This is a genomic window from Sphingomonas sp. UYEF23, from assembly GCF_040546165.1.
GTDB lineage: Bacteria > Pseudomonadota > Alphaproteobacteria > Sphingomonadales > Sphingomonadaceae > Sphingomonas > Sphingomonas glacialis.
Window position 1 is genome coordinate 44696 of the sequence record NZ_JBEPNG010000001.1, and the last position, 13681, is coordinate 58376.

Consider the following 13681-nt stretch of genomic DNA (forward strand, 5'->3'; position numbering starts at 1 on the left):
AAAGCGTTACGAGCGCGTCGGGAGGTTGTCATGGGGAATGTGGCCGTTGCGAACCGATTGCGGCGCGGCTGTGGCGCTTGCGCAACAGCTGCGTCCTTGGGGCAAGCGGTTGCCAGCGCATCGGCCGCGTCCTAGAGCGCTCGCCATGATCCTCTCCCGCTATGAACGCATGATCGCCCGGCGCTATTTGCTGCCCGGCAAGGGCGAGGGGTTCATCTTCCTCGTCGCCGGTATCAGTCTTGTCGCCGTGATGCTCGGAGTCGCCGCGCTCGTCATCGTGATGAGCGTGATGAATGGCTTTCGCGCCGAGCTGTTCGACAAGATCGTCGGGCTCAACGGCCATGCCGTCGTCCAGGCGTACGGCGGCCAGATGCGCGACTGGCGTCAAGTCGTCGGGCTCGCCGAGACGACCAAGGGCGTGACCAGCGCAACGCCGCTGATCGAACAGCCGCTGATGGCGACCTATAACGGCCGCGTCGAAGGCGTGCTGGTGCGCGGGATGCGCGTGTCGGACATCCGCTCGAACAAGACGATCGGCAGCAAGGTCGTGATGGGCTCGCTGTCGTCGCTAATGCCGGGCAGCGGCCAGATCGCGATCGGCTCGGGGCTTGCCGACCAATTGGGCGCGGTCGTCGGCAGCCAGATCTCGCTGATCAGCCCGCAAGGGCAGACCACGCCGTTCGGCACGGTGCCGCGGATCGTCCAATATAACGTCGGCGCGGTCTTCACGATCGGCGTCTATGATTACGACAAGGCCTATATCATCATGCCGATGGAGGACGCGCAGACGCTCCTCATGCTCGGCGACTCGGTCAACATGATCGAGCTGCAAACGAGCAATGCCGATCAGGTCGGGCCGATCCTCGCCCCGCTTGCGAATAAGGTCGGCAAGATGGGGGTCATCCAGGACTGGCGGCAGATGAACGCGCAGCTGTTCGAGGCGCTTGCGGTCGAGCGCGTCGCGATGTTCACCGTGCTGTCGATCATCATCCTCGTTGCGGTGTTCAACATCCTGTCGTCGCTGATCATGCTGGTGCGCGCCAAGACCCGCGACATCGCGATCCTGCGCACGATGGGGGCGAGCAGGGGGGGGATGATCCGCATCTTCATGACGGTCGGCACGACGATCGGCGCGCTCGGCGTCGTCGCGGGGCTGATGCTCGGGTTCATCTTCCTCTATTTCCGCCAGAGCGTCGTCGATTTCGTCCAGCTCGTGACGGGTCAGAACCTGTGGGATCCCTCGATCCGCTTCCTGAGCGAACTGCCGTCGAAGACCGACCCGGTCGAAGTCACCGTCATTGCGCTGATGGCGCTGCTGTTCAGCTTCCTCGCCACGCTCTACCCCGCGCTGAAGGCGGCGAGCACCGATCCCGTCCAGGTTTTGCGTTATGAATAATCCGGTCCTCGGCGTCACCGGGCTGACGCGCAGCTTCGAACAGGGCGGGCAGACGATCGAGGTCTTGCGCGGCGTCGACCTGCAAGTCGGTGCGGGCGAGATCGTCGCGTTGCTCGGCCCCTCGGGCTCGGGCAAGTCGACGCTGTTGCAGGCGGTCGGGCTGCTCGAGGGTGGCTTTGGCGGCTCGATCCTGATCGATGGCGAGGAGACCGCGCGGCTCAATTCGGACGGTCGCACGCGCGTCCGGCGCGACAAGCTCGGCTTTGTCTACCAATTCCACCATTTGCTGCCAGACTTCAACGCGACCGAGAATGTCGTCCTGCCGCAGATGATCCGCGACAAGACGCGCGCAGAGGCCAACGAGCGCTCGACCGCCTTGCTAACCGCGCTCGGCCTCGGCCACCGCCTGACGCATCGCCCGAGCCAATTGTCGGGTGGCGAGCAACAACGCGTCGCGGTCGCGCGCGCGCTCGCCAATCAGCCGGCGCTGGTGCTGGCGGACGAGCCGACCGGCAATCTCGACGAGGCGACCGCCGACGTGGTGCTCGCCGAATTCCTGCGGCTGGTGCGCGGCGAGGGGACCGCCGCGCTCGTCGCGACGCACAACGAGCGGATGGCGCTCAAGATGGACCGTGTCGTGCGGCTGCACGAGGGGCGGCTGGCATGAGCTGGACCGACGCGCCGACGATGGTCGGGCGGCACGTCACGCTCCGCCCGACGCAGCCTGAGGATCGCGACGCGATCGTCGCGGCGGCGGCGGATGGGAAGATCAGCGAGCTGTTCTTCACCAACGTCTCGACGCTGACCGATCCCGAAGCCTTCATGGCGGCGCTCTTCAAGGAACGCGACTTCGGGCGGGCGATGCCGTTTACCGTGTGCACGCCCGACGGCCGCGTCGTTGGGCTCACGCGCTACATGCGGATGAGCGCAGGCCATAAGCGGCTCGAAATCGGCGGTACGTTCTACGCCAAGTCGGTCCAGCGCAGCGGGGTCAATACCGAGGCCAAGCTGCTGTTGCTGCGCCATGCCTTCGAGGTCCTGGGCTGCAACGCCGTCCAGATCCGCACCGACTGGTTCAACAAGCGCTCGCAGGCGGCGATCGAGCGGCTCGGCGCAAAGCGTGACGGGATCTTGCGCAACCACCAGGTGATGGATGGCCGGGTGCGCGATCTTGTGGTCTATTCGATCATCGCGAGCGAATGGGCCGGGGTCGAGCGCAATCTGTGCTTCCTGCTCGCACGCAACGAAGGGACATCCGCATGACCGAGATCACCGACCTCACCGTCAAGGCCGCCGATGGCTCGCCCATCGATCTCTCCACTTATGCCGGCAAGGTGCTGCTGATCGTCAACACCGCCTCGAAATGCGGGTTTACGCCGCAGTATGAGGGGCTCGAGGCGCTGCATCGCAAGTTCGCCGGGCAGGCCTTCGAGGTGCTTGGCTTCCCGTGCAACCAGTTCGGCGCGCAGGAGCCGGGCGATGCCGCCGAGATCGCCAATTTCTGCTCGCTGACGTATGACGTGACCTTCCCGGTGTTCGCCAAGATCGACGTCAACGGGGCGAACGCCGATCCCTTGTTCACCGAACTCAAGAAGCAGGCGCCGGGCCTGCTCGGCCTGCAGGGCATCAAGTGGAACTTCACCAAGTTCCTCGTCGGCAAGGACGGCCGCGTCGTCGAGCGCTATGCGCCGACGACCAAGCCTGCCGATATCGAGGCGGATATCGCGAAGCTGCTGTAGATTGGTTCGCGCGGAGGCGCGGAGAACGCAGAGATGGCGCGCTCCTAGCAAGCGACTGATAGACCCTCCCGTTTCAGGTAGGCGCGCGCCGCGCGTTTCAGTCTTCCGCTCTGCGTCCTCTGCGCCTCTGCGCGAACAAAACTTCTTATCCTCCCCTCGACGATATCCACCGCATTTTGCGAGTCACCGCCTTCCCTGAATCCGGCGCACCCCCCATAGTCACATCCATGTCGCATTCCGGTTTCGTCCCCCTTCGTATCTTCTCCTCCTTCACCATGCTCGACGGCGCGATCGAGCCCAAGGCCATCGCCAAGCGCGCGCAGGAACTCGGTTTCCCCGCCGCGGCGCTGACCGATCGCAACGGCCTTTATGCCGCGATGGCCTATTCCGACGCGGCGCGGGCGGCGGGCGTGCAGCCGATCATCGGCGCAATGCTTGGCGTGTGTCGCCCGGGGATGCCCGAGGGCATGACGCCGGTGCTCGACTGGATCGCGCTCTATGCGCAGGACGAGGTCGGCTATCAGAACCTGTGCGTGCTCGTCTCGCAGGCGCATCTCGATCGCCCGCTCGAACTCAACGCGCATGTCGATTTCGCGGCACTCGAGGGGCGCACCGACGGCCTTATCGCGCTGACTGCGGGCCGCGAGGGCGGGCTTGCCAAGCTGTTCGCCGAAGATCAGCCTGATCGCGCGCTGGCCTATTGCGAACGCCTCGAGACGCTGTTCCCCGACCGGCTCTATATCGAGTTGACGCGGCGCGGAGACGAGATCGAAACCAAGGCTGAGAACGCGCTGCTCGACCTCGCCTATGACCGCGATCTGCCGATCGTCGCGACCAACCCGTGCTGCTTTGCCGAGCCCGGCTTCAGCGAGGCGCACGACATCCTGCTGTGCATCGCCAGTTCGACCTACATTGCCAGCGAAGACCGCGTGCGGAGTTCTCCCAATGCGTGGATGAAGCCCGCCAAGGACATGCGCGCGCTGTTCTCCGATTTGCCCGAGGCGATCGACAACACATTGATCGTCGCGCAACGCTGCGGTGTCGCGGCGCCCAAGCGCAAGCCGATCCTGCCGAGTTTGGCGGGTGATCCGACGGCGGAAGCGGCGAAGCTGCGCGCGGATGCGCATGCGGGGTTGGAGCGACGGCTGGATCGGATTGCGGAACTCGCCGTATCTGCTCCCCTCCCGCCTGCGGGAGGAGCTGGGGGTGGGCGCCCGGCCTCCACAAGCGATACCGCAGCCGGAGAGCGCGAGCCCACCCCCAACCCCTCCCGCAAGCGGGAGGGGGGTGAAGAAGGGGGAGCCGAAGACTGGCGCGCCGTCTACCGCACCCGCCTCGATTTCGAGCTCGACGTCATCATCCAGATGGGCTTCCCCGGCTACTTCCTGATCGTCGCCGACTTCATCAAATGGGCGAAGGATCACGACATTCCGGTCGGCCCGGGCCGTGGCTCGGGCGCAGGTTCGGTCGTCGCCTGGGCGCTGACGATCACCGATCTCGATCCGATCAAGCTGGGGCTGCTGTTCGAGCGCTTCCTCAATCCGGAACGCGTGTCGATGCCCGACTTCGACATCGATTTCTGCGAAACCCGCCGCGGCGAGGTGATCCGCTACGTCCAGGAGAAATACGGCCGCGACCAGGTCGCGCAGATCATCACCTTCGGGCGCCTGAAGGCGCGCGCGGTGCTCAAGGACACCGGGCGCGTGCTGCAGATGGGCTATGGCCAGATCGACCGGCTCGCCAAGCTGATTCCGAACTTGCCCGCCGATCCGTGGACGCTGAAGCGCGCGCTCGACGGCGTGGTCGAGCTCCACGCCGAGTACAAGTCCGACAGCAACGTCCGCCATCTGCTCGACCTCGCGATGCAGCTTGAGGGCCTCCCGCGCCACAGCTCGACGCACGCCGCAGGCGTGGTGATCGGCGATCGCCCGCTCGCCGATCTCGTCCCGCTGTATCGCGATCCCCGCTCGGACATGCCCGTCACGCAGTTCGACATGAAATATGTCGAGGGCGCGGGCCTCGTGAAGTTCGACTTCTTGGGCCTCAAGACGCTCTCCGTCCTCAAGAAGGCGATCGACCTGCTCGCCGCGCGTGGCGTGGTGCTCGATCTCGACGCGCTCGAATGGGATGACGAGGGCGTCTACAAGCTGCTCCAGAAGGGCGACACGGTCGGCGTCTTCCAGCTCGAATCCGAGGGCATGCGGCGCACGCTGTCGGCGGTGCGGCCGTCGAATTTCGGCGACATCATCGCGCTCGTCTCGCTCTATCGCCCGGGCCCGATGGACAACATCCCGATGTTCGGCCGCCGCAAGAACGGGCTCGAACCGATCGAGTATCCGCATCCGCTGCTCGAGGGGATCCTGGCCGAGACCTACGGCATCTTCGTCTACCAGGAACAGGTGATGCAGGCCGCGCAGATCCTCGCGGGCTATTCGCTCGGGCAAGCCGACATGCTGCGCCGCGCGATGGGCAAGAAGAACCAGGCCGAAATGGACGCGCAAAGAGCCCATTTTGCCGAGGGGTGCCTGACGATCAACGGCATCAACGCCGCGAAGGCGAACGAGTTGTTCGACTTGATCGACAAGTTCGCCGGCTACGGCTTCAACAAGTCGCACGCCGCCGCGTACGCCTTGCTGTCGTACCAGACCGCTTGGCTCAAGGCGCATCACCCGCACGAATTCTTCGCGGCGTCGATGTGCTTCGATCTCACGCTGACCGACAAGCTCAGCATCTTCGTCGACGACATGCGACGGCTTGGCGTCAAGTTGCTGCCGCCGTGCATCCTGCGCAGCGAAGCCGATTTCACCGTCGAGGACAGCGGGGATGGGCTGGCGGTCCGCTATGCGCTCGCCGCGCTGAAATCGGTCGGCGAGGGGGCGATGGAGAGGGTTGTCGCCGAACGCGACGCGAACGGGCGGTTCGACTCGATCGACGACATCGCGCGCCGGATCGACCCGCGCGTCATGAACAAGCGCCAGCTCGAGACGCTCGCTGCGGCGGGCGCGTTCGACGGACTCAACGATAATCGCGCGGGGATCCTCGCTTGCGCCGAGACGATCCTGGCGACCGCCGCGCGGATCCACGAGCAGAAGACCAGCGGGCAGGGTGGTCTGTTCGGCACTGCGGAAGCATCCGAGCCGCCGATCAAGCTCCCGCTGTCGGCGCGCTGGACGCTTGCCGAGCGGATGGACCAGGAGCGCGACGCCTTCGGCTTCTATTTCTCGGCGCATCCGGTCGATCGCCACAGCCACCTCGCCAAGACGCACGGCGCGCGCAGCTTCGCGACGTTGGGCGAGCTCAACATCCCCGACGACGGGACGCGGACCGGCGCGACGATGGCGGCGTTGGTCGAGGATGCGCGCTGGCGGACATCGGCGCGTGGCAAGCGCTATCTGATGGCGACGCTGTCGGATCCGTCGGGGCAGTTCGTCGCGACGTGCTTTGACGATTCGGTCGCCGCCGATCTCGAGGAAGCGGCGCGCAACGGCGGATGCGGGCTGGTGACGGTCGAGCTCGATCGCCGTCCGGGCGAAGAGACTCCGCGTGTTTCGGTCAAGCGGATTCAGCCGTTCGAGGCGCTCGCCAACGATGCGCGCTTCAGCCTCGAGCTGACGATCGCCTCGCCCGCCGGCATGGCGTCGCTCGCGGCGATGATCGGCGATGCGCGCGGCGCACGTGGCGAGGTGTGGGCGACAGTCGCGGTTCCCGGGGGAAATACCGCGCGCGTTCTGCTCGGTCGCGACTTCCTGCTCGACGGCGAGCTTGTCGGGCGGATCGAAGCGCTGCAGGATGTCGGCAATGTGGTGCTGCGCACCAGCGGCGCGCAGCTGTCGCTGGTGGGTTGAGCTGACATAGCGCCCTCCCGCTTGCGGGAGGGCTGGGGAGGGGAGTGGTGAGAGCGGGCAGCGACATGCCCTCCCCCAGCCCCTCCCATAAACAGGAGTGGAGTCTGGAATGCTCGGTGGAATGCAGGATTTCGAATTGCGGGTGCCGCGGCTGCTCGATCATGCCGCGCGCGAGCATGGCGGGCGCGAGATCGTCACACGCTGGGCCGACGGTAGCGAAACGCGCAGCACCTGGGCCGGCGTCGCGCACGACGCCAAACGGCTGGCGCAAGCGCTCGAACGCCTCGGCATCGCCCCCGGCGACCGCGTCGCAACGCTCGGCATGAACCACGGATCGCATCTCGTCGCCTGGTACGGCGCGATCGGGATGGGCGGGGTGGTCCACACGATCAACCCGCGGCTGTTCGACGAACAGCTCGTCTACATCGCCAACCATGCCGAGGACCGCGTGCTGCTCTACGACAAGCAGTTCCAGCCGCTGGTCGATCGCCTCAAGCCGCTGTGGACGAGCATCGAGCACTATATCTGCTTCGACGACGGCGCGTTCGACGCGCTGCTCAACGCAGAGGACGGCGGCTATGCCTGGGTCGAGGGCGACGAGCGCGCGCCGTGCATGCTCTGCTACACCAGCGGCACGACGGGCAACCCCAAGGGCGTGCTCTACACGCACCGCTCGACGCTGCTCCACGCGATGCACGCCGCCTCGCCCGCGGTGATGACGCTGAGCGCGCGGTCGACCGTGCTGCCGATCGTGCCCCTGTTCCACGCCGCCGCCTGGGGGCTGTGCTTCGCCGCGCCGCTCGCGGGCACCAAGCTCGTCTTCTCGGCGGTCAACGATGCCGCGGTGCTGTGCGGCCTGATGAACCGCGAGCGCGTGACGCTGGCGGGCGGGGTGCCGACGGTGTGGCTCGCTTTGTTCCAGCATATCGACACGACCGGCGAGCTGCCGCGCACGCTCGAGGCGATCACCGTCGGCGGCTCGGCGGCACCGCGCGCGATGATTGCGCGCTTCCTCGATATGGGGATCAAGGTGATCCACCTCTGGGGCATGACCGAGACCTCGCCCGTCGCGACTGCCGCCGCACCGCCGGCCAATTGGGACGAATTGTCGCGCGACGACCAGCTCGACCTGCTCCAGAAGCAAGGCAGCATACCGTTCGGGATCGAGCTGCGCGTGCTCGACGACGATGACCGGGAGCAGCCGCGCGACGGCGTGTCCTCGGGGCGGCTGCAAGTCCGCGGGCCGTGGATCGTCCAGCGCTATTTCGGTGCGGAGGAGGACGCGGTCGACGCCGATAACTGGTTCGACACCGGCGATGTCGCCGTTCTCCATCGTGATGGCACAATGCAGATCACCGATCGCGCCAAGGACGTGATCAAGTCGGGCGGCGAGTGGATCTCGTCGGTCGACCTCGAGAACGCCGCGGTCGGCTGCCCCGGCGTCGCCGAAGCCGCCGCGATCGGGATCTATCATCCGAAATGGGACGAGCGCCCGCTGCTGGTGGTCGTGCGCAAGCCCGACAGCATGGTGGAAGCTGCCGCGATTCGCGCGCATTTGGGCGAGCATGTCGCGAAATGGTGGCTGCCCGACGAGATCGTGTTCGTCGACGACCTGCCGCACACCGCGACGGGCAAGATCCTCAAGACCGCGCTGCGCGCGCGCTTCAAGGATCATGTGCTGGCGGGGTGAAGCTGGGCCTGCGCCCGCGAGCTCCCCTAACTCTCGCTTCCCCGGCGCAGGCCGGGGCCCAGGAGTAGAGCGAGCGAAGGCGTGCGGTGTGTTCGAGGCGACGGCCCTAACGCGCGATCTGCACGACCTTATCCCGCGCGGCCGTTGGCCTTGCCGTCCTCGGGCGTGATCGTCGTCCGGATCGAAAGCACGCGTGCCGCCCCCTCGGCAGGGAGCGCCACCGCGTTCGCGCTCGCATTGGGCGTGGCCCGGACCGCGATCTGCCCGCGCGCGTCGACCAGCGCGAGCACCGCGGCACGGTCGGGCAGGCGATGCTTGACGCGGCTCATCCGAACAAATCCCCCTGCGGCCCCGCCGGGGGGCGGAACAGGTCGCTGCGTAGCGCAATCCGCTCGACATTCATGCCATGTTTGCGACACGCGATCTGGAAGCGCGTCCGCATCAGCTCCGCCCACGGCCCGCTGCCGCGCATCCGCGTGAAGAAACCCGGATCGTTCTCGCGCCCGTCGCGGATCGAGGCGATGATCGCCATCACCTTGCTCGCGCGGTCGGGAAAATGCGCGTCGAGCCACGCCTTGAACAGCGGCGCCACCTCCCACGGCAACCTTACCGGGATGAACGACACCGAGCGCGCACCCGCCTCGGCCGCGCGCTCGATCAGCTGTTCGATCTCGTGATCGGTGATCGCCGGGATCACCGGGGCGATCGAGACATGCGTCGGGATCCCCGCCGCGACGAGTGCGCGCACCGCCGCCAGCCGCCGCGTCGGGGCAGGCGCACGCGGCTCGAGCGTCATCGCGATCTTCGGGTCGAGCGAGGTGAGCGAGATCGCCACCGCCGCCAGCCCCTTCGCCGCCATCGGCGCGAGCACATCGATATCGCGCACGACGCGGTCGGACTTGGTCGTAATCGTCAGCGGGTGGTTGGTTTCGGCGAGTACATCGAGGCAGGCGCGCGTGATCTGCCAGTCGGTCTCGATCGGCTGATACGGATCGGTATTGGTCCCAAACGCGATCGGCTGCGCGACATAGCCGCGCTTGCCGAGTTCGGCGCGGAGCAATGCGGCGGCATCGGGCTTGGCGAACAGCTTGCTCTCGAAATCGAGCCCTGGCGAGAGATCGTGGAAGGCGTGGGTCGGCCGCGCGAAGCAGTAAATGCAGCCATGCTCGCACCCGCGATACGGATTGATCGAGCGGTCGAAGCCGATGTCGGGCGAACTGTTGCGGCTGATGATCGTCCGCGCGCGCTCGATTGTCACGGTGGTTCGCAGGCGCGGCGGCGCGCCGTCGATCGCAAAGCTATCATCGAGCCAGTCGCCATCGGCCTCGCGCGCTGGCAGGTTGAAGCGCTGGCTCTCGCGATTGAGCGTCGCACCGCGACTGGGGCGTTTGTCGGCCATTGACGCTGTCTAGCAAGTGCACCAGAACACAACAAGAACGACGTTAGGGGGACGGACATGGCACGATTGAACTATCTCGAGCTGCCGGTGCGCGACACCGCGACCGCCAAGGCTTTCTATTCGGCGGCATTCGGCTGGCAATTCAGCGATTTCGGGCCGAGCTATGCCGCGACGACGACTGGCGATACCGAGATCGGGTTCCAGGCCGACCCGGCCGAGGCTACCGCTGCGGCGCTCGCGGTGATCGCGGTCGACGATCTCGAAGCGACCGAGGCTGCAATCCGCGCGGCAGGCGGGGAGATCACGCGCGCGGCGTTCGATTTTCCCGGCGGGCGCCGCTTCCATTTCCGCGATCGTTCGGGGCACGAACTTGCCGTCGCGCGCTACGATGGCTGACGGAGTTCCGCTGAGCGTGTCGAAGCGGTGTTGGCCCTTCAATGCGCGGAAGAAGGACAGCCCTTCGAAAGGCTCACCGTTCGCGCAGGCGCGGCATCAATTCGACGAAATTGCAGGGCTTGTGCCGAGAGTCGAGCTGGCTCGCGAGGATACCGTCCCAGCCATCCTTCACCGCGCCGGTCGAGCCCGGTAGCGCGAAGATATACGTCCCACGCGTCACGCACGCACACGCGCGCGACTGGACGGTCGAGGTGCCGATCGTCTTGAAGCTCAGCCAACGGAACAGTTCGCCGAACCCGGGGATCAGCTTGTCGGCAACGCGCTCGATCGCCTCGGGCGTAACGTCGCGCCCGGTCACCCCGGTGCCGCCGGTCGAGATGATGCAGTCGACCGCCGGATCGTCGATCCAGCGGTGCAGCGTCGCCACGAGCAGATCGGCATCGTCCTTGACGATCTCGCGCGCCGCCAGAACGTGGCCCGCGTCGGTCAACCGCGCGACGAGCGTGTCGCCCGAGCGATCATCGGCCAGGCTGCGCGTGTCGGAAACGGTGAGAACGGCAATCCGGACGGGAAGAAACGTCGCGCCTTCGTCAATTGGCACTGGCGACCGCCTTGTTGGGAAGGCTCGCCGAAGCACGATAGCCGTTGCTCGAGGTCAGCCGCACCGCCGCCGCCCCGGGCAGACCGGGGAAGCGCGGCCACATGCCCTGCGCGAGCGCCGCGCGGCTGACCGAAGCCGGCTTGCCGGTTTGCGCTTCATAGACCCAGTAATTGCGCAGCACGGTGGTGACGTAGCCACGCGTCTCCCAATAGGGGATCGATTCGATATAGAGCAGCGGATCGCCGCCATCGCGCGTCTGTGCGTTCCACAGCTCGACTGGGCCGGGACCGGCATTGTAAGCCGCGATGACTTTCGGGAGCAGACCCTCGGTGCACCGCTGGTCGCGCAATTGCTCGAGATAGCTTTGGCCGACTTCGAAATTGGTGCCGGGGCGCGACAGTGCGCTGCGGTCGAAGCTGCGGCCCTGCTTGCGCGCGATGTCGGTCGCGGCGCGCGGCATTACCTGCATCAAGCCGTAAGCGCCCGCTGGACTCACCACATCGGTGCGGAAGCGCGATTCCTGGAGCGTGTGCGCAAACACCAGCGCCTTGTCGACGCGCCAGCCACCATCGGGCGCCCAGTTCGGCGCAGGGAAACGCGCCTCGAGCGGCGGCGTCGCGCCGACCGGTCCGTTATGCGACAGCCAGACCTGCGTTGCGGGCAGATCGAGCGCCGCCGCCACGCGGACCAGCGCAGGATATTCCGAGGGATCGCCGATCCGCGCCTGCTGGCGGATCACCGCATCGGCGAGGCCGTTCTCGCCGATCTCGACCAAGGCGGCCGCGACGCGGACGTTGGGACGACGCCCGACCTGCTGCCAGTCGCTCGTGCCCGACAGCGTCGCCGCGCGGTTGGGGGCGTCCTTGATGCCGAGCGCCTGGCGCGCGAGCAGGCCGTAAAAGGTCTCGCGATATTGCGCGGCGTTCTTGAGGCGGTTCTCGATCCGGTCGGGACGGCCGCACTGCATGTCGGCGCGCGCGGTCCAATAGAGCCCGGCGGCGCGCAGTTCGATATCGCTCGCACGCGCGGCGACGCTCTGGAAGAGATCGCCCGCGGCGGCGCAATCGCGCTGCCGCCACGCGGCGAGCGCACCGACCCACACCGCTTCGACCGCGAAATCGCCGTAGCCGCTGCCCGCGCGCGCCGCCATCGTGCGGGCGTTGGCGTCGTCGCCGGCAAGATAATACATCCAAGCGATCTTGCGTTGCCACTCGGTGACCGAATCCGACGACAGGCCGGGGGTCGATTCGAGCAACTGCTGGGCTTCGAAGCCGCGATCTTCCTTGATGAAGGGCTGCATCTTGAGCGCCAGCTCGACCGCAAGCATGTCGCCAGTGCCGAAGCTCTTGGCGCGCTTGCGGGCCGGTGCGCCGTCGATCCAGCGCAGCGCACGCGCCTCGGGCAGGGGTGGCAGGCCGACGCCGCCGCGCGACGCCGCCATCGTCAGGATCTGCTTGGCCTGCGGGAGCTCGGGCGCATCGGCGAGCAGCTTCATCAGCGGGTCGAGATCGGCCTTGGGCGAGCCCTTGGCGGTGAGCAGTTCGGCCTCGGCGATCGCGTGGAGCGGCCCCGGCTTGAGCGAGGCCAGGAGGAGCTGCGCATCCTGCCACTTCTGCGCGCGGATATTGGCGAACACCGCGCGATAGGCATCGCGCTGTTCGGCGTCGAGCTGCGTCGGGATGATGCTGCGTTGGCTGGTCTGGACCGACGCCATCGGCGGTTCGCCCGCTGCCTGTGCGATGCCCGGCACCGCCAGGATAAGAGCGGTGAGAAGAACCCGCTTTGCGCTCATGCGCTCAACCCCGCGATCAACATTTGTAAATCCTTCCACGCCCGGGCCTTGTCGGCCGGGCGTTCCAGCAACAGCCGCGGATGGAAACTGGCCACCACATCGACCGTTACCGCTGGCATGCCATCTTCTAGGTTAATTGGGTGTAAACTGCCGCGGGCATGTGCGACGTCCATCCCCGTCAGCGCACGGCTCGGCGCATTTCCCAGCACGAGCAGCCGCATCGGCTTCACCAAGGCGACGTGATGCCGCGCAACCTCGACGATCCGTTGCTCGATCTCGGGGGCGATCCGCCCCGCGGTCGGGCGCTTGCTGCACATCGGAACGATGTAGACCGATTCGCGACTCCGCCCGATCGCGGCGAGCATCCGGTCGAACAGTTTGCCCACTGGCCCGCCGAACAGGCTTCCCGAGTCGCCATCTTCGCGATCGGGCACGTCGGTCAAAATCATGATGTCGGCGGACGGATCGCCCGACGCGCCGATCGGATCGCCGCGCCAGTCGGCCTCGGGCGCATCGGCACCGGCGCGCCACGTGAGGAAATCCTCGAGCGTGCGCGGCAGCGGCAGCACGACCGGTTCCGCTACGGCGGCAACGCGTGCGCGCTGCTTGGGGACGACGACCGGGGAGACCGGGGCAGCGGTCCAATCGCGCGGTGCTTCGTCGACCAGCGAATCGATGCCGGCGTCGCGCCACCATTCGAGCGCGCTCGCCGCGGCCATCCGCCAGTCGATATTTTGGTCAGCCCCCATATATGCCTATAGCTACCATGTTGACGCGAAGGTCAATTCGCTGGCACGCGCAGCAGGACAGGAAGTGCCGCGCG

The 13681-nt window shown here is 66.8% G+C and carries 12 protein-coding genes; 7 read left to right on the forward strand and 5 right to left on the reverse strand.

Annotated elements, in window-relative coordinates; genetic code table 11:
- Positions 1-145: 145 nt before the first annotated feature.
- The 6 genes from ABIB28_RS00235 (at position 146) to ABIB28_RS00260 (ending at position 8670) form a co-directional block, all read left to right on the forward strand.
- On the forward strand, positions 146-1396 hold the full coding sequence (locus ABIB28_RS00235) for a lipoprotein-releasing ABC transporter permease subunit (protein ID WP_354285488.1): 1251 nt from the start codon (positions 146-148) through the stop codon (positions 1394-1396).
- Entirely contained in the window at positions 1389-2063 is a 675-nt protein-coding gene (locus tag ABIB28_RS00240) for an ABC transporter ATP-binding protein (RefSeq protein WP_133188066.1), read from the forward strand. Before ABIB28_RS00235 ends, ABIB28_RS00240 begins: the two co-directional genes overlap by 8 nt.
- Positions 2060-2659 (forward strand): GNAT family N-acetyltransferase, encoded by a 600-nt coding sequence (locus ABIB28_RS00245; RefSeq protein WP_133188068.1) that lies wholly within the window; start codon positions 2060-2062, stop codon positions 2657-2659. The genes ABIB28_RS00240 and ABIB28_RS00245 overlap by 4 nt, the downstream gene beginning before the upstream one ends.
- On the forward strand, positions 2656-3135 hold the full coding sequence (locus tag ABIB28_RS00250) for a glutathione peroxidase (protein ID WP_354285491.1): 480 nt from the start codon (positions 2656-2658) through the stop codon (positions 3133-3135). The genes ABIB28_RS00245 and ABIB28_RS00250 overlap by 4 nt, the downstream gene beginning before the upstream one ends.
- A gap of 227 nt (positions 3136-3362) precedes the next feature.
- The gene (dnaE, locus tag ABIB28_RS00255; protein ID WP_354285493.1) at positions 3363-6980 is read left to right on the forward strand and encodes a DNA polymerase III subunit alpha; all 3618 of its coding nucleotides are present in this window, start codon (positions 3363-3365) and stop codon (positions 6978-6980) included.
- 109 nt (positions 6981-7089) lie between these two features.
- Positions 7090-8670: a long-chain fatty acid--CoA ligase gene (locus ABIB28_RS00260; protein ID WP_354285495.1), complete on the forward strand. Its 1581-nt coding sequence runs from the start codon at positions 7090-7092 to the stop codon at positions 8668-8670.
- A 128-nt stretch (positions 8671-8798) separates the two neighbouring features.
- Here the strand turns inward: ABIB28_RS00260 and ABIB28_RS00265 are convergent, their stop codons facing one another.
- A complete protein-coding gene (locus ABIB28_RS00265; RefSeq protein WP_354285497.1) occupies positions 8799-8999 on the reverse strand; it encodes a DUF167 domain-containing protein in 201 nt (66 codons plus the stop codon).
- Complete coding sequence (locus ABIB28_RS00270; protein WP_354285499.1) at positions 8996-10069, reverse strand: PA0069 family radical SAM protein; 1074 nt, start codon at positions 10067-10069, stop codon at positions 8996-8998. The genes ABIB28_RS00265 and ABIB28_RS00270 overlap by 4 nt, the downstream gene beginning before the upstream one ends.
- Positions 10070-10126: 57 nt before the next feature.
- On the opposite strand from ABIB28_RS00270, the gene ABIB28_RS00275 reads away from it, so the two are divergent.
- A complete protein-coding gene (locus tag ABIB28_RS00275) occupies positions 10127-10465 on the forward strand; it encodes a VOC family protein (RefSeq protein ID WP_189674655.1) in 339 nt (112 codons plus the stop codon).
- Positions 10466-10538: 73 nt separating this feature from the next.
- Here the strand turns inward: ABIB28_RS00275 and moaB are convergent, their stop codons facing one another.
- From moaB to ABIB28_RS00290, 3 genes are read right to left on the reverse strand one after another with little or no spacing between them, the layout of a single operon-like run.
- Entirely contained in the window at positions 10539-11066 is a 528-nt protein-coding gene (gene moaB, locus ABIB28_RS00280; RefSeq protein ID WP_354285501.1) for a molybdenum cofactor biosynthesis protein B, read from the reverse strand.
- Positions 11056-12858: a lytic transglycosylase domain-containing protein gene (locus ABIB28_RS00285; protein WP_189674657.1), complete on the reverse strand. Its 1803-nt coding sequence runs from the start codon at positions 12856-12858 to the stop codon at positions 11056-11058. The genes moaB and ABIB28_RS00285 overlap by 11 nt, the downstream gene beginning before the upstream one ends.
- On the reverse strand, positions 12855-13607 hold the full coding sequence (locus ABIB28_RS00290) for a uracil-DNA glycosylase (RefSeq protein WP_354285503.1): 753 nt from the start codon (positions 13605-13607) through the stop codon (positions 12855-12857). The genes ABIB28_RS00285 and ABIB28_RS00290 overlap by 4 nt, the downstream gene beginning before the upstream one ends.
- Positions 13608-13681 lie beyond the last annotated feature (74 nt).

What these genes read in the sequence shown, in the direction of transcription:
- ABIB28_RS00235 (WP_354285488.1), top strand. Translation starts at nt 146, where the DNA reads ATGATCCTCTCCCGCTATGAACGCATGATCGCCCGGCGCTATTTGCTG.
- ABIB28_RS00240 (WP_133188066.1), top strand. Translation starts at nt 1,389, where the DNA reads ATGAATAATCCGGTCCTCGGCGTCACCGGGCTGACGCGCAGCTTCGAA.
- ABIB28_RS00245 (WP_133188068.1), top strand. Translation starts at nt 2,060, where the DNA reads ATGAGCTGGACCGACGCGCCGACGATGGTCGGGCGGCACGTCACGCTC.
- ABIB28_RS00250 (WP_354285491.1), top strand. Translation starts at nt 2,656, where the DNA reads ATGACCGAGATCACCGACCTCACCGTCAAGGCCGCCGATGGCTCGCCC.
- dnaE (WP_354285493.1), top strand. Translation starts at nt 3,363, where the DNA reads ATGTCGCATTCCGGTTTCGTCCCCCTTCGTATCTTCTCCTCCTTCACC.
- ABIB28_RS00260 (WP_354285495.1), top strand. Translation starts at nt 7,090, where the DNA reads ATGCTCGGTGGAATGCAGGATTTCGAATTGCGGGTGCCGCGGCTGCTC.
- ABIB28_RS00265 (WP_354285497.1), bottom strand. Translation starts at nt 8,999, where the DNA reads ATGAGCCGCGTCAAGCATCGCCTGCCCGACCGTGCCGCGGTGCTCGCG.
- ABIB28_RS00270 (WP_354285499.1), bottom strand. Translation starts at nt 10,069, where the DNA reads ATGGCCGACAAACGCCCCAGTCGCGGTGCGACGCTCAATCGCGAGAGC.
- ABIB28_RS00275 (WP_189674655.1), top strand. Translation starts at nt 10,127, where the DNA reads ATGGCACGATTGAACTATCTCGAGCTGCCGGTGCGCGACACCGCGACC.
- ABIB28_RS00285 (WP_189674657.1), bottom strand. Translation starts at nt 12,858, where the DNA reads ATGAGCGCAAAGCGGGTTCTTCTCACCGCTCTTATCCTGGCGGTGCCG.
- ABIB28_RS00290 (WP_354285503.1), bottom strand. Translation starts at nt 13,607, where the DNA reads ATGGGGGCTGACCAAAATATCGACTGGCGGATGGCCGCGGCGAGCGCG.